Source organism: Kitasatospora sp. NPDC032150, assembly GCF_055579945.1.
The window spans coordinates 465,087-485,604 of record NZ_JBVIMH010000001.1; the positions used below are offsets into that span (position 1 = coordinate 465,087).

18 protein-coding genes and 1 pseudogene are annotated in these 20,518 nt (G+C 71.9%); 8 read left to right on the top strand and 11 right to left on the bottom strand.

Features of this window, described 5'->3' with window-relative positions:
* Nucleotides 1-2 precede the first annotated feature (2 nt).
* The 4 genes from ACZ5ON_RS02010 to ACZ5ON_RS02025 all read right to left on the bottom strand — a co-directional run bounded on the left by ACZ5ON_RS02010 (nucleotide 3) and on the right by ACZ5ON_RS02025 (nucleotide 3,675).
* Nucleotides 3-842, bottom strand: a complete 840-nt coding sequence (locus ACZ5ON_RS02010; RefSeq protein ID WP_465583713.1) for a (2Fe-2S)-binding protein — start codon at nucleotides 840-842, stop codon at nucleotides 3-5.
* A gap of 99 nt (nucleotides 843-941) precedes the next feature.
* Nucleotides 942-1,751: a hypothetical protein gene (locus ACZ5ON_RS02015; RefSeq protein WP_465583716.1), complete on the bottom strand. Its 810-nt coding sequence runs from the start codon at nucleotides 1,749-1,751 to the stop codon at nucleotides 942-944.
* A gap of 239 nt (nucleotides 1,752-1,990) precedes the next feature.
* Nucleotides 1,991-2,941: a hypothetical protein gene (locus ACZ5ON_RS02020; protein ID WP_465583721.1), complete on the bottom strand. Its 951-nt coding sequence runs from the start codon at nucleotides 2,939-2,941 to the stop codon at nucleotides 1,991-1,993.
* Between the two features lie 101 nt (nucleotides 2,942-3,042).
* Nucleotides 3,043-3,675, bottom strand: coding sequence for a nucleotidyltransferase family protein (locus tag ACZ5ON_RS02025; protein WP_465583724.1), 633 nt, complete (start codon nucleotides 3,673-3,675; stop codon nucleotides 3,043-3,045).
* Between the two features lie 273 nt (nucleotides 3,676-3,948).
* On the opposite strand from ACZ5ON_RS02025, the gene ACZ5ON_RS02030 reads away from it, so the two are divergent.
* Nucleotides 3,949-4,455: a hypothetical protein gene (locus tag ACZ5ON_RS02030; protein WP_465583727.1), complete on the top strand. Its 507-nt coding sequence runs from the start codon at nucleotides 3,949-3,951 to the stop codon at nucleotides 4,453-4,455.
* Nucleotides 4,456-4,683: 228 nt separating this feature from the next.
* On the opposite strand, the gene ACZ5ON_RS02035 is transcribed toward ACZ5ON_RS02030, so the two are convergent.
* On the bottom strand, nucleotides 4,684-5,667 hold the full coding sequence (locus ACZ5ON_RS02035) for a quinone oxidoreductase family protein (RefSeq protein ID WP_465583731.1): 984 nt from the start codon (nucleotides 5,665-5,667) through the stop codon (nucleotides 4,684-4,686).
* 107 nt (nucleotides 5,668-5,774) lie between these two features.
* Here ACZ5ON_RS02035 and ACZ5ON_RS02040 point away from each other — a divergent pair, with 107 nt between their 5' ends.
* Entirely contained in the window at nucleotides 5,775-6,131 is a 357-nt protein-coding gene (locus ACZ5ON_RS02040) for an ArsR/SmtB family transcription factor (protein ID WP_465583735.1), read from the top strand.
* Nucleotides 6,132-6,184: 53 nt separating this feature from the next.
* On the opposite strand, the gene ACZ5ON_RS02045 is transcribed toward ACZ5ON_RS02040, so the two are convergent.
* Nucleotides 6,185-7,105: an alpha/beta fold hydrolase gene (locus ACZ5ON_RS02045; protein WP_465583738.1), complete on the bottom strand. Its 921-nt coding sequence runs from the start codon at nucleotides 7,103-7,105 to the stop codon at nucleotides 6,185-6,187.
* A 137-nt stretch (nucleotides 7,106-7,242) separates the two neighbouring features.
* Here ACZ5ON_RS02045 and ACZ5ON_RS02050 point away from each other — a divergent pair, with 137 nt between their 5' ends.
* Complete coding sequence (locus tag ACZ5ON_RS02050; RefSeq protein ID WP_465583743.1) at nucleotides 7,243-7,719, top strand: MarR family transcriptional regulator; 477 nt, start codon at nucleotides 7,243-7,245, stop codon at nucleotides 7,717-7,719.
* A 191-nt stretch (nucleotides 7,720-7,910) separates the two neighbouring features.
* Here the strand turns inward: ACZ5ON_RS02050 and ACZ5ON_RS02055 are convergent, their stop codons facing one another.
* Together ACZ5ON_RS02055 and ACZ5ON_RS02060 are read right to left on the bottom strand one after the other, a co-directional pair.
* Entirely contained in the window at nucleotides 7,911-10,172 is a 2,262-nt protein-coding gene (locus ACZ5ON_RS02055; protein ID WP_465583746.1) for a glycosyltransferase family 39 protein, read from the bottom strand.
* Between the two features lie 166 nt (nucleotides 10,173-10,338).
* Complete coding sequence (locus ACZ5ON_RS02060) at nucleotides 10,339-11,469, bottom strand: alpha/beta hydrolase (RefSeq protein ID WP_465583750.1); 1,131 nt, start codon at nucleotides 11,467-11,469, stop codon at nucleotides 10,339-10,341.
* A gap of 310 nt (nucleotides 11,470-11,779) precedes the next feature.
* Between ACZ5ON_RS02060 and ACZ5ON_RS02065 the strand changes: the two genes are divergently transcribed.
* Nucleotides 11,780-12,223, top strand: coding sequence for a hypothetical protein (locus tag ACZ5ON_RS02065; protein ID WP_465583753.1), 444 nt, complete (start codon nucleotides 11,780-11,782; stop codon nucleotides 12,221-12,223).
* 247 nt (nucleotides 12,224-12,470) lie between these two features.
* Here ACZ5ON_RS02065 and ACZ5ON_RS02070 read toward each other — a convergent pair.
* Nucleotides 12,471-12,761 (bottom strand): annotated as a pseudogene (locus tag ACZ5ON_RS02070) (serine hydrolase); the annotation flags it as partial.
* A gap of 65 nt (nucleotides 12,762-12,826) precedes the next feature.
* On the opposite strand from ACZ5ON_RS02070, the gene ACZ5ON_RS02075 reads away from it, so the two are divergent.
* Both ACZ5ON_RS02075 and ACZ5ON_RS02080 read left to right on the top strand, forming a co-directional pair.
* Nucleotides 12,827-13,426, top strand: coding sequence for an ArsR/SmtB family transcription factor (locus tag ACZ5ON_RS02075; RefSeq protein WP_465583759.1), 600 nt, complete (start codon nucleotides 12,827-12,829; stop codon nucleotides 13,424-13,426).
* A gap of 7 nt (nucleotides 13,427-13,433) precedes the next feature.
* Nucleotides 13,434-14,864, top strand: coding sequence for an alpha/beta hydrolase family protein (locus ACZ5ON_RS02080; protein ID WP_465583763.1), 1,431 nt, complete (start codon nucleotides 13,434-13,436; stop codon nucleotides 14,862-14,864).
* Between the two features lie 310 nt (nucleotides 14,865-15,174).
* On the opposite strand, the gene ACZ5ON_RS02085 is transcribed toward ACZ5ON_RS02080, so the two are convergent.
* The gene (locus ACZ5ON_RS02085) at nucleotides 15,175-16,038 is read right to left on the bottom strand and encodes an alpha/beta fold hydrolase (protein WP_465583767.1); all 864 of its coding nucleotides are present in this window, start codon (nucleotides 16,036-16,038) and stop codon (nucleotides 15,175-15,177) included.
* Nucleotides 16,039-16,539: 501 nt separating this feature from the next.
* Nucleotides 16,540-17,139 (bottom strand): TetR/AcrR family transcriptional regulator, encoded by a 600-nt coding sequence (locus tag ACZ5ON_RS02090; protein ID WP_465583980.1) that lies wholly within the window; start codon nucleotides 17,137-17,139, stop codon nucleotides 16,540-16,542.
* A 60-nt stretch (nucleotides 17,140-17,199) separates the two neighbouring features.
* Here ACZ5ON_RS02090 and ACZ5ON_RS02095 point away from each other — a divergent pair, with 60 nt between their 5' ends.
* Together ACZ5ON_RS02095 and ACZ5ON_RS02100 are read left to right on the top strand one after the other, a co-directional pair.
* A complete protein-coding gene (locus ACZ5ON_RS02095) occupies nucleotides 17,200-18,063 on the top strand; it encodes an alpha/beta fold hydrolase (RefSeq protein WP_465583770.1) in 864 nt (287 codons plus the stop codon).
* 801 nt (nucleotides 18,064-18,864) lie between these two features.
* Complete coding sequence (locus ACZ5ON_RS02100; RefSeq protein WP_465583774.1) at nucleotides 18,865-20,481, top strand: hypothetical protein; 1,617 nt, start codon at nucleotides 18,865-18,867, stop codon at nucleotides 20,479-20,481.
* Nucleotides 20,482-20,518: the final 37 nt, after the last annotated feature.

Genomic DNA, 20,518 nt, shown 5'->3' on the forward strand with positions numbered 1-20,518 from the left:
TATCAGTTCTGATTCGAGCACGTGCGAGGGCAACTGAAGCAGGCCTCCGCCGGCCGGACGGTGTAGAACAGGCAGCAGCTCACCCGGGCGCGCATCCAGGCACTCGGGGAGTCCGGCCGTTTCGCCGGGCGGAAGCCGGCGCCACCGACGAACGGCGGACGGCGCTCGTCGTCCGGCAGCAGCAGCTCCAAGGCGGCCACCGCCCCGGCCTCTTCGCCCAGCAGGCTGCCGATGTACCAGAGACCCTCGACGACGTCGTCGGTGGCCATGCCCCAGAGGGTGCGCGGGCCGCGCCGCAGTTCCGGGCGGAACGCGGCCAGCACCGGGGCCAGATGCTCGGCCAGCGCGGCCAGCAGGCCGTCCCGCAGCGCCCGTTCGTCCGGCACCACCCGGGCGCCGGGCAGGACGGCCGCCGGGTCGTCCGGCAGGCAGGCGAACCCGTCCGGCTGGACGGTCAGTTCACCCGAGCTGCGGCGGACCGACACCCGCTCCACCGGGATCCGGGGCACCCGCCGCTCCAGCAGCCACGGCAGCGTGAAAAGCAGCGCGACCGGCCAGTTGTAGCGGTGCAGGCAGAACCCGGCCGCGACGTCCGGGCGCAGCGGCCGGCCGTACTCGGCCAGACCGAGCGCGGCGTCATGGGCGATCAGCTTCCCGAGGGCGTCCGGGTGCCGGACGAAGTCGGCGGTGCGGGCCCAGCCGTGACCGGTGCGCGGCGGGCCGGCGTGCACCCGCAGCCCGGGGAAGACCTGACCCAGCCGGGCGTAGCTGCCGAGCAGCGGGGGCGGGGCCTGCGGGACGGGCACTGCCTGTGCGGCGGCCGCGGTGCTGCTCACGGTCATGGTCGGGCCCCATCGGGTGGACCGGAGCCCGGTGAGCTCCGCTACGGCAGGACTGAACCTGCCCGAGGCGCTGCTCCCCTCGGGCAGGTTAGGCTCACCTTAGCTGATAGGAGCTTGGCCTTCCCGTACGACGGACCCGTTCGGTGGAGCGGCGGGTGCGGGAACGGCGCCCAACCGGCGCGCGAGCCACACCGGAACCCCGCCCAGCGCCTGCACCAACCGGGCCGCCTCGGCGCGCAGCCGCGCCGCCTCGACCGGCTCCGACACCTCCGCCAGTGCGGCCAGCGCGGGTGCCACACCCACCGTGAAGCCCAGGTCCTCCCGCAGCCGCAGGGAGGCCCCGAACCCCTCGCGGGCCCGCTCCACATCGCCCGCCGCCAGTGCCAGCGCGGCCAGGTGCCCCCAGGTGTACGAGCGCAGCAGTTCGTCACCGCGCTCCGCGGCACCGTCGTGCGCCCGCCGGTAGGCGATCCAGGCGGCGGTCCGGTCGTGCAGCAGGTTCTCCGCGACCAGGCCGCGCCGGAAGTCCAGTAGCGGCCGCCCGGGGGCGCCCGGCGGCAGCAGGGCGGACGTTCGGCCCAGTGCGGCCTGGGCCTCGTCCAGCCGGTCGCGAGGCCCGAGCACGCTGGCCACGTACGCCAGGAAGCCGCGTGCGCAGGCGGCGGCGGCCCGCTGGTCGGGAGCGGCGGCCCCGGCCTCGGCGAGGCGCAGCGCGTGCTCCGCCTCCTGCCAGTGGTTCCCGGTGAACAGGCTCTGCTCGATGAGGAGTTCGGCCCGGCGCAGGGCGACGTCCGGATCGTGCGCCGCGGTCGGTGCGAGCAGTTCGGCAGCCTCCCGCCAGCAGCCGCGCGAGCGTAACCGCCACACCGTGTCGGCGCTTCCCCCCAGGTCCGTACCGTGCTCCGACAACGCCACCTCCTTGTGTGCGGTGTCCAGAAAACGGGACTCTGTGGCCGCAATTCAACACGGGGGCGAGCTTGTGCACCAGATCACGAGCGCCGGAGATTGCGGAAATCTGTGATCGATCTCACGGCGCCGGGATACCTGGGTTGACGGTGGGTCAGTTGGGGATTGACGGGTGCGTCAGCGGCGGTTGACGGCTGCTCGGGCCGGGATGGGCGAGGCAGGGCCGGCGGCAGCGGGGCCGGTCAGGACGTCCAGCCGGTCTCCGCCAGCGCCTCCGCCGCGCCGTTGGCGGGCTGCGGGAGCCCCGCCTCGTCCAGCTGGAACAGGGCCACCAGCAGCTGCTCGCCGCGCACCGTCGCCTGGTGCGAGTATCCGCCGACGGTGAACATCGCGGCGGCGATCTCCTCGGCGTGCAGGGTCTGCAGCCAGAGGCACTCGACGGCCTTGACGTCCGCCGGCTCGATGCCCGCGTCAACCTGGGCGACCATCCGGCTGCCCAGCATGGTGACGGCCGGCCCTTCCTGCTCCTCCGTCAACTCCAGGTCCTCGAAGCCCAGCCATTGGAGGTAACGGGCCGCCGTGATCACCGCGTCCTCCTGGCCTTGCACCGGCTGCGGGCGGAACGGCGCCCGACCCGCACCCGGCCGGCCGCCCCGGTCACGGAACTCGGAGCCGTACCCCTGCGGCGGCACCATCGGCACCGGACCGTGCGACCGTGCCCCGTACGGGCGGGGGCGCGGCGAGAACGGGGCGCTCTGGCCCGGCAGCGCGGCCGGTCCGGGCGGGGCGGTGCTCTGCGCCCGGGGCGAACGGTCCACCGGCAGACGGACGGTGGCGCCGCAGTTGCAGGTGAACTCCGGCTGCGGCCACTGGTCGCTGCGGCCGCAGTGCGGGCACCGCATGCTCAGCCAGGAGTCCTCCCAGGAGCGGAACCGCACCTGCACCGGCACGCCGCCGCGCAGCAGCGGCACCCGCAGCTGCGCCCCGCACGGGCAGGGCAGGCTCGGCGGCTCGTACATGTGCTCGCGGCGGCAGGCCGGGCAGCGGATCGCGCCGGCGCCCGAGCCTGTGCCGGCGGCCCCCGATTCGGCCGGCGACCCGCTGAAGCCGGGGCCGTCGGCGGGCTCGGGCAGGGCGTCTGGGCCGAACCAGGCCGGATCGCTGAAGTCGTCGGGCAGCGGCACTGAGGCCATGGCGTGCACCGTCCGTTCGGGTCGGCTGGGCAGGTTCGCCCTCCATCGTCCCTGATCCGCAGGGGGCATGGCGCCGAACGCGGCAATAGTTCAGGGGGACTTCAGGGGCGCGGGGGTGTTTCGGCGGAGGCGTTCCAGCGCGCGAGATCCGCCGGGGTGTCGAGGTCGTCCGGCACGGCGACGTCGCCGCACTCGACCAGGACGATCTCGGCGGCGTGCGCGGCGAGCAGCGCACGGGCTCCGGCGTCGCCGGTGGCACCGGCCGCGGCCTCGGCGAAGTGGCGGGCGCCGATCAGCACCGGGTGGCCGCGCCTGCCGGCGTACGCGGCGGCTGCGAGCTCCGCGCCCGCACGGTGGGCGGCCAGCAGGCGGGCGACGGCGCACGGGGTCACCCCCGGGGTGTCCACCAGCATCACCAGTACGGCGCGTGCGCCCGGCGGCAGAGCCGCGAGCCCGGCGCGCAGTGAGGAGCCCATGCCGCTCTGCCACTCGGGGTTGTCGACCAGCCGGCAGTCACCGACGTCGGCGGTGGCCCTGACTTGTTCGGCCGACGCGCCCAGCACCGCGACCGTCTCGGTGCAGCCCCCCGCCCGCACCACCGCCAGGGCGTGCTCGATCAGCGGCCGGCCGGCGTGCTCGATCAGCGCCTTGGGCCGCCCGCCGAGCCGGCGGCCGCCACCGGCGGCCAGGACCAGGGCCACGGGGGTGGGGAACGGTGGGAGGTGATCTGCCATGCGGCCAGTCTGGCGGTTCTCGCCGGGACCGGGCAGTTGGATGATCAGACGAGGCAGCGGTACGGCCGGCAGCGCTCGACCGGCTCTTCCGCCGCCGCGCGGGCGGCCGGCCTCGCGCCCGTCGTCCGCCCCGTGACCTGTGGGGCGTCCTGCCCGCACAGGCCCGGGTCCTGGAGCGGTCCGGCCGTGCGGACGAGGCGATCGGACTGTTCAGTGCGGACGTGGCCGCGCGCCGGTACGGGCCGCAGAACAACGTCGAGTTATGCCGGGCTGTTGGCGCGGCACGATCGGATCGAGGAACTGCGCGAGATTGCCACCAGCACCGGAAGGTCCGAGGCCGTGGGGCCGTACGTGAGGGCCCTGGAGAACCTGGGCCGAGCCGGAGAGGCGGAGGCGTACCTTCGCGACCTCATCGCTGCCAAGCCTTGGGGCTGGCACGAGAGCGCGCTGATGGCGTTGCTCGTCCGCCAGGGCCGGCTCGATGACGCGGTCAAGGCGGTGGAGCACACGTTCGACGACCTCTATGACGGAAACCTCCTCCAGTCGGCCATGTTCGTGCTGGCCGAACAGGGCCGGCAAAAAACGGCTGTAGATGGTGCCCGCCGGGCGACCCGGGACGACGGCTGGGCCGTGTGGGCGGGCTCTCCTCGTCTGCGCCCGGGGTCTGCCGGGTGGTGGGCCGTGGTGCAGCGTCCACGTGCCCGTCGGCAGGGTTGTCTGGCAGTGCGGCCGGTCTGCCGAGGAGGCGTTCCGGGCCGAAGCCGAAACGGGCGTCCATGAACGGTCCGGTGAGGTCGTCGGCGAGTGCGACGAGGTTGGGGAAGGTCGCCTCGGGCAGTCCGCACAGCTGTTCATACAACACTGTTGGCGGCGGTATGGCGACGTCATTTCCCCCTGACGCTGTTCGGGGTGGCAGGTGGATGTTCTGGCCGCCAGGCGCAGGTGGGGCGCCACGGCCGGGAGGCTGGATCCGACCGGGCTCGCCTTCCAGCGGTGGCTTCGATCGGCTCAGTCGCCGATCCGGGCCACGTACTTGCCCGTGCCGCGGCCCGCGGCGAGCAGGTCGTGGGCCGCGGGGATGCAGGCCAGGCCCGGTACCTCGGTGACCGGCATGGCGAGCTCGCCCTCGGCGAGGAAGCCGAGGACGCGGCTGGTGGCGGCGGCCACCCTGGTGGGGGCGGTGGCGACCAGCCCGCGGTGGCTGAAGCCGGTGACGGTGAGGTTGCCCCCGAGCAGTCGCCCGACCGGCGGCAGGGCCTCGACCGGTGCGCCGGTGGCGTTGCCGAACAGGACCACCCGGCCGCCCGGCGCCGCCAGGTCCAGGTCGAGGTTCAGGGCGGTGGTGCCCAGCGGGTCGAGGACCAGGTCGACTCCCCGGCCGTCGGTGGCGGCCCGGACCGCCTCGGTGAGGCCGGTGTCGCGGACGAGGGCCGGCGAGTAGCCCGCACTCTCGGCCTCGGCGATCTTCTCGGGCCGGCCGACCGTGCCGATCAGCCGCCCGCCGCCCAGCAGCGGCACCAGCCGGGCGATCGCGTTGCCGATCCCGCCGCTCGCCGAGTGCACCAGAACGGTGTCGCCGGGGGTGAACCGTCCGGCTTCGGTCAGCAGCAGCAGCGAGGTGGCCAGGCCGAGCGGCGTTGCGGCGGCCTCCGCGAGCAGTACGCCGTCCGGTACCGGTACCGTCAACTCGGCGCTGGCGAGCGCGACCTCGGACATTCCGGCACCCTTCGGCACGGCCGCCACGCGGTCGCCGACGGTGAAGCCCGTGACCCCCGGGCCGAGGGCGCGGACGGTACCCGAGACCTCGAGTCCGGGGCGGTGCGGCCAGGTCGCGTAGCCGGCGTCGCCGCGGCGGGCCATCACGTCGACGAAGTTCAGCCCGGCGTACGCGACGTCGATGGTCAGCTCACCCGGTCCCGGTGTGGGCTCGGCGACCTCGACGACGGACGAGTTCTCGGCGCCGCCCGGCGCGGTCATCACCAAGGTACGCATCTGTGAACGCCTCCTGTGGGTACGATGTCCTTCGAAGTTCTACGAACGACGAAATTAGTAGCAGCCTATTCGATGAATGTCGAACATCGCTGTTCGGGAGGTTGTCCGTGCCCCGCTCGCATCAGCGTCGTGCCCCGCTGTACCACCCGGAGGCCGAGGAGATCGACCTGCTCGACGTCCTGCACGCCCTCGCCGACCCCACCCGGATGACCATCGTCAAGACCCTCTGGGGCGAACCCGAGCGCGCCTGCGGCACCTTCCCGGTCGACGTCGCCCCGTCCACGCTCAGCCACCACTTCAAGGTGCTCCGCGAGTCCGGCGTCATCCGGCAGCGCGGCGAGGCCAATCGGCGGCTGAACGAGCTGCGCCGCGAGGAGTTGCAGCAGCGCTTCCCCGGAGTGCTGGATGCGATCCTCGCCGCCGCCGGCCCGGGCGAGCCGGGGCCGGTCGGCCAGGAGGACTGAGGGGTCGACCGGGTGGGCGGTGGGGGTCGTGGCGGCGGGTCGGCGGGGCCCGGTCACGCGGTGGGGGCGGTCTGTGCCGGGCTGTTGAGGAAACGGGTCAGGTGGTCGTTCAGTGGAGCGGGGTCGGCCATCGGCGCCGCGTGGTGCGAGACGCCGGGCAGCACGGCGACCTCGGCGTTCGGTAGCAACGCCCGTGCACGCTCGGCGACTCGGGCGCTCCGGTGGGGGTGGCTCAGCTCCGCCGTCAGGACCAGGGTCGGACTGCCGAGCGAGCGCAGCTGCTCGATGGCGGGGCGCGGGCCGGTGACCGGCTTGGATGTCGGGAAGTGCGCCGTGCCGAGCGCATGCACGGTCGACCAGGCGGGGTCGATCAGCCCTCGGGCGGGCGCACCGCCGGTCTCCCAGTCGATGAAGGCGCGGGCGCTGGCGGCCGTCGGCCGGAGCAGCATCGGAAGGGCCCGCAGCAGGTAGCCGAGCCGGTACCCGGCGAAGCACTGTGTCGGGTCCAGCAGGGCGAGCCGCTCCACCCGGTGCGGGGCGTGCAACGCGTAGGTGAGCGCGATCCAGCCGCCGTAGGAGTGGCCCACCACGGCGGTCGAGTCCAGGCCAAGGTGGTCGAGGACGGTGTCCAGCCATGCCGTCATGTCCTCGGCGTGCCGGATCGGGCGCCCGTCGTGGACGCTTCGGCCCGGATCGCCGATGAGGTCGACCGCGTACACGCGGTGGGTGGCCGCGAGTGCCGCGACGTTGGCGTACCAGACCGCCGAGGTGGCGCCGCCGCCGGACAGCAGCACCACCGGGCGGCCGTCCTCGGGGCCACAGGCGTTGAGCCGGGTGGTTCCGAACTCGGAGCAGGCGGTGATCGGCGTGGGCGGGACCGGCCAGCGGGCCAGTGCGGCTTCGTACGCGGAGAAGAAGGCGGTCTCGGCCTCGGGCGTTCCGAAGGCGGGCGGGCCGGCCGGTCGTGTACTCATGCTGCAACCCCCAGATCTGGCAGAATCCACCTGTCAAGCAACATTCTCGATGAGCAATACTCTCGCTCAGCGAGATATTAGATCCATCGGTGCCCCCGTGGAAGCCCGGACGGGCCCGAGCGGACGGAAGAAGGAACATGGGAACGGAGCAGGGCTCGACGGGTGCCGTCGACAGCTCGATGCAACTGGTGCACCTGCTGCGCGCGCTCACCGTCGAACTCGACCTGCTCGGCGGCGAGTTCGCGAACCTGCACGGGCTGCACCCGACCGACCTGCGTGCCCTGATCCACCTGCTGGACGCCGCACGCGCCGGAACCGAGGTGACGCCCGGCCGGCTGGGCGAGCAACTGCGCCTCAACTCCGCCGGGACGACGGCCCTGGTCGACCGGCTGGAGCGGCTCGGCCACATCCGCCGGGTGCGGGACACCCGGGACCGCCGCCGGGTGCTGCTCGTGGTCGAGGAAGGGGCGATGGAACTCGGGCAGTCGTTCTTCGGTCCGCTGATCAACGGGATGGTGACGGCGCTCGGCGACTTCGACGCCGCGGAACTGGCGGTGGCCAGACGCTTCCTGCTGGCGATGACCCAGGTGGTCGCGGCCACCCGGGAGGGATAGCGGCTACGGGGCGGTGACCGGCGGGTCGCCCGGCGGTGGCCGGCCGGGTCGACTGGCCGCCCGACCCGCGACAGGGTGAGGCCGAAGGAGGGGTGGGCCCAGCGGGGATCGTCCAGGTGCCCTCGCGAGGACGGCCGAGGGCCCACCGGCGGGGAGAGCCGGTGGGCCCAGGGCGGTCAACGGGTGGTGCTTCAGCCGGTGGCCGGCGCCGTCAGGTCGTAGACCGTGGTGTTGCCGACGGTCCTGGCGGTGTGGTGGGCGGCCACCCAGGCGGCGATCTGGTTGGACTGCGAGTTCGAACCGCCGCGCGTGAAGCCGCCGTTGAAGCGGGAGCTCTCGCCGGCGCCGTTGTCCCCGCTCCTGCCCCCGGCCGCTGCGCCCATGCCGGCGCCCTCGCCGGAGCCGATGAAGTAGTGGATCCTGCCCTCCTTCACGTACTGCTGGAAGGCCGCCAAACTCAGCGAGGGATCGGTGCCGTTGAAGCCACCGAGGGCCATCACCGGCTTTCCGGTGGCGAGTTGGTAGCTGGCCTGGTTCTGCGAACCGACGGTGGCCGCAACCCAGGTGTACGAGCCGGCGTTCTGCTCGAGCAGGTCGGCGAGCTGGCTGCTGACCCGGGCACCGTTGAGCAGCCCGCCCGTTCCGCCGCCGCCCGTTCCGCCGCCGGGGAAGCCGCCGCCCATGCCACCCGGGAAGGAGCCGTTCTGGCCGCCCGCCCGGCCGCCGCGCTGTCCACCGGGAGAGCCGCCGGGGAAGCCGCCGGGGAAGCCGCCCGGGAAGCCGCGCCCGCCGCGTCCGAAGCCGTCGCCGCTAGCCACCCGGGGCCCGGCGGTCACGATCGAGCCGGTGTGCGCGGTCGACACGGTGTCCAGTGCGTACGCCGTCGGCCCGCCGAGGGCGGTGGCCAGGCCGGCCAGGCCGGCCACCGCGGCCACCCGCCCGGCCAGTCGGCCCGCCAGCAGCAGTGCGGCCGCCGCCAGCAGACCGCCGACCAGGACGGCCCACCGCAGCCACGGCAGAAAGGACGAGCTGCGTCCCAGCAGTACGTAGGACCACACCGCCGTCCCGGCCGTCACCACGGCCAGCAGCGCCGCGTACGGCAGTTGCTTGCGGGCTCGCCACAGCCCGTCCACGCCCATGCCGACCAGCGCGGCGACGGCGGGGGAGAGGGCGACGGTGTAGTACTGGTGGAAGATCCCGGACATGAAGCTGAAGACCAGTCCGGTGCAGACCAGCCAGCTGCCCCAGACCAGGAAGGCGGTCCGGGCGCCGTCGGTGCGGGGGTGGCGCCGGGTCGCCCAGAGGCCGAGCGCCAGCAGCACCAGCGCGGCCGGGATCAGCCAGGCGATCTGGCCGCCGATGTCGGTGCCGAAGAGCCGGGTGATGCCGGTGCTGCCCCAGTGGCCGCCTCCGCCTCCGCCGCCGCCCGCGGGGCCGCCACCGCCGACGCTGCCGGTCTCGTTGCCGGTCAGTCGGCCCAGGCCGTTGTAGCCGAGCGCGACCGAGATGAAGCTGTTGTCCTGCGAGCCGCCGATGTACGGCCGGGAGGAGGCCGGAACCAGCTCGACGATCGCGACCCACCAGCCGGCCGAGAGCACCAACGCCAGCCCGCCGAGCAGCAGTTGGCGTACCCGGTGCCAGAGGCCGGCTGGTGCGGCCACCAGGTGGATCAGCGCGAAGGCGGGCAGGACCAGGAAGGCCGCCAGCGTCTTGGTGAGGAAGGCGAAGCCGAACATCGTCCCGGTGAAGACCAGCCACCGGGCGCTCGCGGTCTCGGTGGCCCGCACCAGCCCGTACGCGGCGAGCGAGAGCAGCAGCACCAGCAGCGCGTCAGGGTTGTTGAAGCGGAACATCAGCGCGGCGACCGGGGTGAGCGCCATCGCCGCACCCGCGACCAGGCCGCCCAGCGGCGAGAAGCGCCGGCGCACCGTCGCGTACACCGTGGCGACCGTGGCCACCGCCATCAGCGCCTGCGGGGCGAGGATGCCGAACGAGTCGAGCCCGAAAACGCGGGCCGAGAGCTCCATCGGCCACAGGAACATCGGGGGCTTGTCGACGGTGATGAAGTTCGCGGCGTCCGAGGAGCCGTAGAAGAACGCCTTCCAGCTCTGGGTGCCCGCCTGGACGGCGGCCGAGTAGAAGGAGTTGGCCCAGCCGGAGACCGAGATGTTCCACAGGTAGAGCACGGCGGTCGCCGCCAGCAGGGCGAGCAGCGCGGGGCGGGCCCAGCGGGGGTCGTCCGGGCGGCCGCGCCAGGCCCGGGCGGGCAGGGTCCGCAGCCGGCCGCCCCAGGACGCCAGGCCCTTGGGGCCGGGGGCGGGCAACTCGACCGGGGGGAAGAGCGGTTGTCCGGCTGTGACGCTCGTACCGCTCGCCGGGGGCTCTGGCGGCGGGTAGTTCGCAGCCTCGGGCCACGGTTCGTCGGTCGGAGGAGCGGAACTGGTCGAGGTCATGGCACCACGCTCGGGGCCGTCACTGAGATTCCCATGAGTCCCAGCTATGAGCGTGGTGTGATCTCGCCCGGGCCGGACGGTCGGGGATCGCCCCCCGGGCTGGTGCGAGCCCACCGGCTGGCAGCGTGGGGATGGCCGTGCCGTACCGGGGCCGAAGGGCCGGCTACTACGCGGACTTCGCGGGCTGCGGCGGGGTGATCCGCTTGCCCAGCCACTCCAGGGCGGGCGGGATCTCGCGGGTCCAGGTGTGGAAGTTGTGGCCGCCGCTGTTCAGGGTGATGGTGGACATCGCGGTCGGGGCCCTGAACGCGGCGACCATCTTCTGGGTCGCGGCGTAGTTCTCCTCGTTGGGGCTGGTCGCCAGCAGCAGCGAGACGGGCTCGGCGGGCTTGTTCTTCAGCCGCCACAGCAGGTCGTTCTCCCGCTTGAGCTCGGCGCTGCCGCCGAACAGGTCACCGGTGGTGGGGTCGTTGGAGACGCTGTAGTAGGCGGAGTACGAGGCGGCCGCCCGGTACGCGTCGGGCTTGCGCAGCGCGAACTTCAGCGCGCAGTACCCGCCGGTGGAGTCACCCATCGCCGCGCGCGCGTCGGGCCGGTCCAGCACCCGGTAGTCGGTGGCCATCGCCTTCGGCAGGTCCTCGGTGAAGAAGGTCTCGACCTTGGGCCCGCCGGGGATGTCCATGCACTCGGTGTCGCGGTTGCCGGACAGCGTCGGCTGCATCATCACCAGTACGGTGGGCGGCAGTTGCTTGGCCTCGATCGCCTTGAGCGTGGAGGCCGGGTACTGCAGCAGGCTGATCAGCTTCTCGGCCGAGCCCGGGTACCCGGAGAGTACCAGGGCCATCGGGAACCGCTGCCCGACGTACTCCGGCTGGAAGTACTGCGGCGGCAGGTAGACGTACGCCTTGCCGGCCATGCCCGAGGCCGCGCCCTGGATCTGGACCTGCTGGATCAGGCCGGAGCGGTCCTTGGCCGAGCCCTGAGAGGAGTACATCTTCTGCTCGCCGGTCACCGAGATCGCCTTGCCGCCCGGCTTGTGGTCGACCACCGTGCCGGGGGCGCCGTCCAGGCCGAGCAGGTCGCTCCAGGTGCTGTAGAAGCCGAAGTACGAGTTGGCCACCAGCGCGAGCGCGGCCAGTACCGCGACCTGGGTCACGAGGAAGGCGCCGATCCTGCCCAGCCAGGCCCGCCAACTCCCCCCGCTCAGGCGGGGCCAGAGCCACATCGTGGCGGCGAAGACGGCGATCGCCAGGACGGTGGCGATGATCTGCAGCGGAAATCCGGTCAGGCTGGGCACCCGCCGATGGTAATTGACCTCTTCACGGGCCCTCGGGCGGCCCCCTGTCCGGAGGCTCGGTGGGTCGCGCCGACCGGTCGGTCTGAGGCTGTGAGGCCGTACGGCTTGCTGGGCGTGAGGTCGTACGGCCTGATGGTGACGGGCTGCGGTGCCCGGGGCCGTGCCGGCGCCGCGGTCAGCCGATCGGTGGACCGCCTCAGCCGTCCGGTTGGTCGGCCGGTCCAGCCGCGGTCCCATGGGATCGGCTGATGCGCGGCCTGCCGCGGTGTTGCGACGCTGGAGGCCGTCCAGCCGGAAAGGAGAAGGCCAGATGAACATCCGCACACCGCGGCCCGCAGCGACGGCCGACGAAGCTCTGGACCACCCACCCACCCTGACGGCGTTTCGCACCATGAAGCGCCTGATCGGCGGCTACGCCGCGATCAGCGTGCTCACCCTAGGGGCCGTCTACCTGCTCCGCCACGACACCGGGCTGGTGAACCGGACGGTCTGGATCCGGGGCGGGATCGTCGCCCTCACCTCCCTGCTGATGCTCGCCTTCGCCGTCGGCGCCTCCCGCGGCCGCCGCCGGGCGTACCTCCGGCTGCGGATCGCCTCGGGCGTCATGACGGTGGCCATCGCGGTCCTCGTCTCGCTGCCGGGCTTCCTACCGGTGTGGATGAGGCTCGAGCAGGGCGTCTGCGGGATGTTGCTGGCGGGTGTCGTCGCGATCGCGAACGGCAGGCACCTGCGCGCGCTGTTCGCCACCAGGTAGCCCGCGTCGGTCGGGACCGGCCTGACCTTCGTGTGGCTGAGCCGAGTCGGCGGCGCCGCCGACTCCCCCGCGACCACCACCGTCCCGCCTCCCGGGCCGGACCGGCGTCCGCCCGGTCCGTCGAGGTCGAGGGGCGGATCGGTCCGGGAACCGGCCCAGGAATCCAGCATGGAAGCGGTCCTTACGCATGGTCCGGTCGCCGTCTAGGTTCGGAACCGAGGGGGCCGGCGGAGGGAGACGGGCGTGAACGCGTCGCTGCCAACGGACTTGGCGCGACGGACATGCCGTCGAGCAGCAGAGCGTAGAAACGGTTGAGATCCTCCATGGTCGACACCAGAGCGGCCGCCGGGCCCGCCCAGGACATGTCGTAGACGCTGTAGTCGCGCGGTGGGTCGATCAAGCAGTAGAAGGCCTCGTACATGCGCGAGTGCGGTCCCTCGATGTCCGGACCGGTCGGGAACCCGGTGTGCCGGAGCCCGGCGCGCTCGATGACGTTCCGGGTGACGCACTCCTCGGCCGTGGTTCCGGCCACCTGCTGTCCGCTGCCGTCAGATTGCAAAGAGTACTTGCAAGGCGCCTTTGCAACTCTGTAGGTTGAGCGGCATGACAGTCCAGCCCCCGCCTCAGGAGATCACTGACGTTGCCGCGCTGAAGGTGCTGGCGCACCCGATGAGGCAGCGGATCGAGCAACAATTGCGGCACGGTCCCGCCAACTCGGCCGCTCTCGCGGCGACGCTCGGCGAGAGCACCGGCCTGATCAGCTACCACCTGCGGCAGATGGCCCTGCACGGGTTCATCGAGGAGGTCCCCGAACTGGCCAAGGGGCGGGAGCGCTGGTGGCGGGCGGTCCCCGGGGACCGTCGCTTCCCGCCGCACAGCCGACAGACACCGCAGATGCGCGACGCGCTCACCGAGATGAACCGGCTGAACTTCGCCGAGCTCGTCGAGCAGTTCACCCGGTTCGAGGCGGAGCGGGATGCCATCGGGCCGTGGGCCGACGCCTTCATCTTCTCCCGCACCACGTTGCGCCTCGCGCCGGAGGAACTCCGCAGGTTCTTCGAGGAGTACATCGCGCTGGTCTACCGCTACTCGCGTCCCGTGGAGGAGGCCGGTTCCGACGCACGCGCGGTGCTCGTCCGGATGCTCGGCTTCCCCGAGATCAACGAGCCCTCCGGGGCGTCCGCCGGCCCGGTCGAGGAGTGAGTGTTCCGTGACAGTCGATCACACGCGCCGGAATGCCGGACGTTTCCTGACGGCGTTACTGCTGGCCCTGCTGGCCGCCGCATTCTGGCCTGCCGAATCCGCTTGTGCCGCCGATGACCTGGCCCGTACCGAGGTCACCTTCCAGGGCGGCGGCGGGCTCACGCTACACGGAACGGTCCTGGAACCGGCAGCGCACCACGACGCGCTTCCGGGCATCGTGCTGGTCGGCGGCTCCGGGCCGGGCCCGCGCGAGGAGTACCTCGCAGAGGCCGAGGGATTCGCGCGCGCCGGGATCGCGACCCTGGTCTACGACAAGCGGACCACCGGCTACTCCACGCTGCACCGGGACTTCCGGCTGCTCGCAGACGACGCGTTGGCCGGGGTGGAACTGCTGCGCTCCCACCCCGGTGTCCAGCCGTCCGCGGTCGGGCTGTGGGGCTTCAGCGAGGGCGGCTGGGTGGCGCCACTTGCCGCAGCCAGTTCTCCGGACGTGGCCTTCGTGATCACCATCGGCGGATCCGGTCTGACGCCGCTGCGTAGCCAGGCATGGAACCTCGACACCCACCTCGCCCACCGCGGCGCCCCCGGATCGCTGCTCGGTGCCGTCAGCGGTCCAGGCGCCCAACTGCTCGACACTGCAGGACTGTTCCCCGACGCCGACTACGACCCGCTTCCCGCACTGGAGCACCTGCGCCAGCCGGTCCTTGCCCTGTGGGGCGAGCACGACACCAAGGTTCCCCCGCAGGAGAGCTCACAGGTCTTCCGAACCGTACTCGCCAAGGCCGGCAACGACCACGTCACCATCGCCTTCGTGCCCGGAGCAGGCCACAACGGGCACCGCAGTTCGGACGGCTTCGACAACCTCGGCGGCCCGACGTTCCAGGGCCACCCGCTCGGGGCGCTCGGCCCCGGATACCTCGACGTGATGACCTCGTGGACCAAGCAGGTAGCCGCCGGGCAGCCGCCGCTGTCCACCGCTGCCCCGGCCCCGCCGCAAACACTCCTGAGCCGCGATGCCGACTCCGGCCCCTGGTACGAGTCGGCAAGCGTGCGGTGGGCAGCCGCAGCCCTCCTCCTGGCGGGCTTCCTCGGCAGCCCCCTGATCGGATCGCTCCGCCAAGCACCCGCACGGCTGCGCCGCCCGGCCCGCTACCTGTCCGTGCTCGGCACGGCAGCCGTCGTCGGGGCTCCGGTGTTCGTGGTGTACGTCTTCGCCACCGACGCGAAGGCCATCGGCCCTGTCATCGCCGGACGCCCACTACTGTGGCTGCTGCTCCAAGTCGCCACTGGCGCCGTCCTCGCTCTCACGCTGGCTCTGGCTGTGGCGGCGTGGCGCGAGCGACGTGTGCTGCCCGCCCGGACCTCGACCGTGCTGGTGACACGGATCACCACCGGTCTGCTGTTCGTTCCGTGGGCGCTGGGCTGGGGGCTGGCCTAGAAGACCGATGAAGGTCTTGGGTTCTGGCCCCATCGCGTGCGTGGCGGGACCACACTCGTCCCGTGGCGGTGGGGGAATGGTCCGGGGGGACTGACACGGAGAAGGAGGACCACAAGGCCGCCCGCCTGCGCCGGGGTTCACGCGGCGGACGGCCTCCGGGCTTCGACAGAGACCGGTACAAGGACCGCAACACGGTGGAGAGAGCCATCGGCAAGCTCGAGCAGCTCAGAGCCGTCGCTATCCGATATGACAGACGAGGGACGTCTACCTCGGCACTGTCACCGCCGCCGCTGTCCTCAGCTGGCTCCGATCATGATTCGGCAGGCAAGAGCGCGGCGATTTCACCCAGAACTCGGGCCGCCGGTGCCGGGTCGACCAGCCACTTCAGGTGGCTGCTGGTGAGCGTACGGACGTCGTAGGGGTTCTCCGGCGTCAGCGCGTCGCCCTCGCGGATCATCCGGTCCTGCATGGCGAGCGGCACGCTGGTGTCCTCAGCCAGCCGGACGTACGTCTTGGGGATCCGCCCCCAGGTGTCGGGCTGCGCCCGGTCATCGGGCGTGCCGGCGTCGAGGTTCTCGTCGGGCTGGAAGGTGTTGAGGAAAACCATGAACTCCTCGTCCGTCCCGTCGGCGAGGAACGCCGCCTTGAAGGCCGCGAGGACGCCAGGGTCGGCGGTGCGGAAGTTGGAGCGCAGCAGCCCGAGCTCGGCAGGGTTCCCGACCATCGCCGATGCCAGCCCGGTGGCGTCGACCGTGGCCATCTCGGGCTCGGCGTAGTAGGCGCTGACGTCGAGGTCGACGGGGCACCAGGCGGAGACGTAGACGATGCGGTCGATCAGGTCGGGCCGCCGGTTGGCTGCGACGGTGGCCGTCATGCCGCCGCGGCTGTGCGAGACGAGGATGACGGGCCCGTTCCGCTTGGCCCGCTCCAGTATCCCGATGAGGTGCGCGGCGTTGTCGGCGAGCGTGACGCCCTTGATGGCTCCGGGCGCGGTGGCGAGCCCTCCGAGGTCCTGCGGCGCCTGATAGGCCCGCGGGTACGTCGCGGCGAACCCGTGCCCCGGAAGATCGACGGCGACCGAGCGGTGTCCGAGGAGGCCGAGTTCGGCCTGGAGCGGCGCGAAGGAGAAGGAGTTCGCGAAAGCTCCGTGAACCAGTACGAACGTCGGTTGCATCTATCTACACTCACTTTCTGGTCCTCTGCGGCGTCGGCGGCACGCGCGTCGCTCTTCCCGACGCCGCGAGCCACCTCGCGGCCGAGGAACGAGACGTCGTCCTGCGGCGCACCATCCGCCGCAGACACGTCTTCGTGCATGGCAAGCGTCAGCGGTCAAGCGCGGAGTCACGAGGGCGGCGTGCGAACGGCTGCCCACTGTCCGGTGATTCACACTACTCAGTGAAAGATCATCAGCACTACCCGGACGAGCCCTTTCAACGCCCGGACCGCAGCCACCGCGACTATTCCGGCCAGGGCGCTCGCCGAGATCGGTGAGATCGCCCGGGTGGAGCCGGACCACATCCCCGATCGGTGCACCGAGGGCCGGGCCCGTCGGATCCGGTCCGCTCTGGTGCGCCTCACCGACCCGTTGGCGCCCGTGCGTCACGTCGACGGCCGACCCGATCGGCGTTCTGAACCGGGACACCGGGCCGGACTCGGAGTCGGCCCTCGCCGTTCCTCAGGACGACCGGAACAGCTCGTCCAGGTGGTGGTCGAGGATCGCCAGAGCGGCCTCGCCGGTGCGCTGGTAGCCCAACACGCTTGAGCCCAGGCCGTTGACCATGGCCAGCAGTCCGGCCGCGGTCATCTCGGGGTTCCGGTCGGGGTCGATCTCCCCGGCCTGCTGGGCCGCGCGGATCTGCTTGGCGAGGAAGGCCTCGAGCACGTCGGGCTGGGATGTGCCGTGCTGCCCCACCAGTTCGGGATCGGTGAGGACCAGGGTGTAGTAGGCGGCGTAGGTTCTGGTGATCCGGCGGCTCTCCTGGTCGGTCGGCAGGATGCTCGACAGGATCGCGGTCACGATGCTGCGCGGTGTGGCGGGGGAGCCCGCTGCCCTGATCCAGCTGTCCATGCGGGCCTGGAGTTGGGTGCCGAGCCTGGCCAGCGCGTCCAGCAGAAGCGCCTGCTTGGTGGTGAAGTAGTACTGCACCAGCCGCAGTGAGACGCCGGCTTCGGCGGCGACCGCCCGCATGCTGGCCGACTGCAGGCCCTGGGTGTCGGCGATGCGCAGCAGCGCCTCGGCGATCTGCCTCCTGCGCTCCTCGTGATCCACCCGCACGGTCATGATGCGACCTCCCTCTCCTGGTACACCCGTATCATGCCGTGATACACATGTATCATGAGAATCAGCGAGTTCAGGAACGACCAGGCCAGAGACCGATTCCGGGCTGCCTACGAGCGGACCCTGGAGGAACTGTGGCCTGAGCCGCGGACGGCGCTCGACATACCGACCGCCTTCGGGACCACCCGCGTCTACCGGACCGGGCCGCCGAGCGGTGAACCGATCGTGCTACTGCCGGGATCGGGCGGAAACGCTCTGATGTGGCATCGGTACATCGACGTGCTGGGACGGCACCGTCCGGTCATCGCCGTCGACACGATCGGCGAGCCGGGCGCGAGCGTGCAGACCGCTCCGGTCGGCGACGGACGGGACGGTGCGGCCTGGCTGGACGAACTCCTGGCCGCGTTGGACGTGACGGCGGCCCATGTCGTCGGCTGCTCCTACGGCGGCTGGCTGGCGCTCAACCACCAGATCCACCGCCCCGGCCGGACCGCCTCTCTCACCATGGTGGACCCGGCGGGCTTCGCCGACTTTGGCCCCGGGTTCTACGCCTGGCTGATCGCCGGCGGGCTCGCCGCAGCGGCGCCGCGTCCGCTCCGCCCCCGTCTGGCTCGCCTGGTCGGCAACACCGCCATCCTGGAGAGCGAGCTCATGAGCCTGATGCGAGCGTCGATGGGGTTCCGCCGCGCGCTCCCGGTGCCCCCGGTCTTCTCCGACGAGGAACTGCGCCGCTTGCGCGTTCCATCGCTGTTCCTGCTCGGGGCGCGCAGCGCCATGCACGACTCGCGCGAGGTCGCCGAACGCCTCGGCAGGCTCGTGCCCCCGGCCCGGGTGGAGATCGTGCCCGGCGCTGGCCACGCGCTGCCAACCGACCAGCCTGCTTTGGTGGCTGAACGCATCCTCGACGTCGCCGGGCGGTAGTCCCACCTGCTCATCGAGAGGTGCTCCTCAAGAGTCGCACTCGAGAAAGCCTCGGACTCAGCAGCGGTCATGAGTGCTGGCCGGCCGGTACTACCAGGCCGGCTCGATCGTCCGGTGCACCAACGGCGGTTACTACCGGGCCACCCAGCGGCGGCAACCCCGCCCAGGTGCAGAGCCGGACCAACGCGTACCAGAACTTCACCTGGATCCTCGGCGTCGACCCCGGCCCGAATCTAGGATGCTGACGGACGGTCACCGGGCCCGCCACCCGGATCTCCTGGTCGCCTGGGCGAGGTAGTGAGAGTGAACGGACCGGCGAGGCCGGCCGGCACGAACACCGTGGTCGAGTGCTTCGAGTCGTGTTCGTCCGGTTCGCCGGTCCCGGGGTGCCTCACGGCGGGGCGTCGTGGCCAAGCTGGCCGTGTCGTGGGGGCCTCCGGTCGCTCGTGCCGTGCTGCCGGGGGCCGAGGTGGCGGACCAGGTGAGCAGTGCGGCGGCGACCGCTCCCGGGCCGGCCAGGAACGGTCGGCGGTCAACTGTCGGACGGGCAGGGCGAGTACGCGACAGCTGAACACGCGATCCCATCGGCCTCGGGGGTGACCGTCGGGCCGTATCGTGCACTGCGGTGTCGACGGGCGTACGGGGCGGCAGGGATCAGATCGTTTACGCACGATGCTCTGTGGATCTGATCTCTTGAGCATTGCTTGAGCAGCGGTTTACCTTTGCTGACTACTTGTCAGTAGCATGTCGGCGCAGGCAAGTTCTGCCTTCCCTACCCTCGTGACGAAGGTGATCACCAGCTTGTCCATACGTACCTTTGCGCTGCCCGCGCTCGCCGCAACCGCGTTGTTCACGGTCTGCGGCTGCAATCCGACCACGCCGGCGGACCGGTCGGCCGATACCGCGGCCACGGCCGCCGAGGCCGCGTCCGCCCCGATCGCCCGGACCGCTTCGAGTCAGGTGACCGGCCTGGACACGGCCGGTGCCTCGAAGGTGGTGCTGGCAACTCCGGCTGCGGAGACCTCGGCGGCCGGCCAGGCCACCACCGGCGCGCCGAACGTGGCGCTGGCCAGCCCGTCCCCGTCCGGGGCGCCCGCCGTGATCGGCACTCCCGACCTGAAGCTGGACTCCTACGACCAGCGGACCGGCGAGGCCGTCCTCGCCGTCGCCGACAAGCCCGCGGTCGCACCCGGCCACAGCACCTCGGCGTCAGCCCCGGCCTCGGCGTCCGCATCGGCATCCGCGCCCGCCTCGGCCAAGGCCTTGGCCTCGGCCTCAGTCTCGGCCTCGGCCTCCGCGTCCGCCCCGGCCAAAGCCGCTGCGGCCGCTGCCGTGGCCGGTGTCCGCGCCGGTCAGCTGATCGACAGCCCGCCGTCGTCGGCCGCGCCGCGCGGCGCGCTGGTGGCGATCACCGACGTGCGGCCGGTCGACGGCGGAAAGGTGGCGGTCAGCACCCGCCCGGCCACCATCTCCGAACTGCTCGGCCAGACCACCGCCAAGCTCCGCAGCGCTCTCGACTCGCACAACATCAAGGTCGAGCCGCTGGTCAAGGACCTCAAGGTGTCCTTCGACCCGCATCCCGGCGGCGGCAACGGCTCCGTCTCGGCGGGGCTGCAGCTGAACGCGAACACCACCATCCCGCTGCCGCACGGAGCATCGGTCGGTCTCTCCGGCTCGCTGGAACTCGACCCGACCGTCGACTTCTCCTACCAGGGTGGCCACGGCATCCTCGGCCCCCAGCAGGCCCGGGTCGGCTTCGATCTCGGTGCGAAGGCCAACTGGCACGTCAACGCCGGACTCACCGCGTCCGCCACCCCGATCCGGATCCCGGTCGCCAAGCTCAACGCCAGCCCGGTGCTGATGGTCGGACAGCTGCCCGTCGTGGTGAACCTGGATCTCACCCTTGCCGCGGAGATCGCCGCGGACGGTACCGTCACCGTCGACGTCGAGCAGGACCTCGCCGGCAGCTGGGGCATCCATGCCGACTACACCAAGGGCAGCGGCTGGACCACGGCCACCGACCCCGGCACCACCACGATCTCCCCGGTCCGGGCCAAGTTCGCCGGCAGCGCCTCGGTGCGTACCGGGCTGGTCGCCGACGCATCGGTCGCGCTCTACGACACCGTCGGCGTGAAGGCGACCATCGAGCCGTACCTGCGGACCTCGCTCGACGGTTCGGTCGCCATCGACACCAGCGGTGCCGCGCCGACCGTCAACGGGAAGTTCGGTCTGTACGGCGGGCTCGACGTCAAGGGAGCCCTGATGGCGCGCATCGCGATCCTCGGCACCCCGCTCCTGGAGAAGGACCTGCCGCTCCCGGTCTTCCACCGCGAATGGCCGATCGTGCTGCGTGGTGTCGGAAACGGGGCCGCTGGCGGCCCTGACGACTCCAAGGGTGTAGTCACCAAGAAGAACTGACGTCCAGTCGGTTCGACTTCCGTCCGGGGATCGATGG

What these genes read in the sequence shown, in the direction of transcription:
- ACZ5ON_RS02045 (WP_465583738.1), bottom strand. Translation starts at nt 7,105, where the DNA reads ATGAGTACACGACCGGCCGGCCCGCCCGCCTTCGGAACGCCCGAGGCC.
- ACZ5ON_RS02035 (WP_465583731.1), bottom strand. Translation starts at nt 5,667, where the DNA reads ATGCGTACCTTGGTGATGACCGCGCCGGGCGGCGCCGAGAACTCGTCC.
- ACZ5ON_RS02020 (WP_465583721.1), bottom strand. Translation starts at nt 2,941, where the DNA reads ATGGCCTCAGTGCCGCTGCCCGACGACTTCAGCGATCCGGCCTGGTTC.
- ACZ5ON_RS02025 (WP_465583724.1), bottom strand. Translation starts at nt 3,675, where the DNA reads ATGGCAGATCACCTCCCACCGTTCCCCACCCCCGTGGCCCTGGTCCTG.
- ACZ5ON_RS02075 (WP_465583759.1), top strand. Translation starts at nt 12,827, where the DNA reads ATGACAGTCCAGCCCCCGCCTCAGGAGATCACTGACGTTGCCGCGCTG.
- ACZ5ON_RS02010 (WP_465583713.1), bottom strand. Translation starts at nt 842, where the DNA reads ATGACCGTGAGCAGCACCGCGGCCGCCGCACAGGCAGTGCCCGTCCCG.
- ACZ5ON_RS02085 (WP_465583767.1), bottom strand. Translation starts at nt 16,038, where the DNA reads ATGCAACCGACGTTCGTACTGGTTCACGGAGCTTTCGCGAACTCCTTC.
- ACZ5ON_RS02055 (WP_465583746.1), bottom strand. Translation starts at nt 10,172, where the DNA reads ATGACCTCGACCAGTTCCGCTCCTCCGACCGACGAACCGTGGCCCGAG.
- ACZ5ON_RS02095 (WP_465583770.1), top strand. Translation starts at nt 17,200, where the DNA reads ATGAGAATCAGCGAGTTCAGGAACGACCAGGCCAGAGACCGATTCCGG.
- ACZ5ON_RS02065 (WP_465583753.1), top strand. Translation starts at nt 11,780, where the DNA reads ATGAACATCCGCACACCGCGGCCCGCAGCGACGGCCGACGAAGCTCTG.
- ACZ5ON_RS02050 (WP_465583743.1), top strand. Translation starts at nt 7,243, where the DNA reads ATGGGAACGGAGCAGGGCTCGACGGGTGCCGTCGACAGCTCGATGCAA.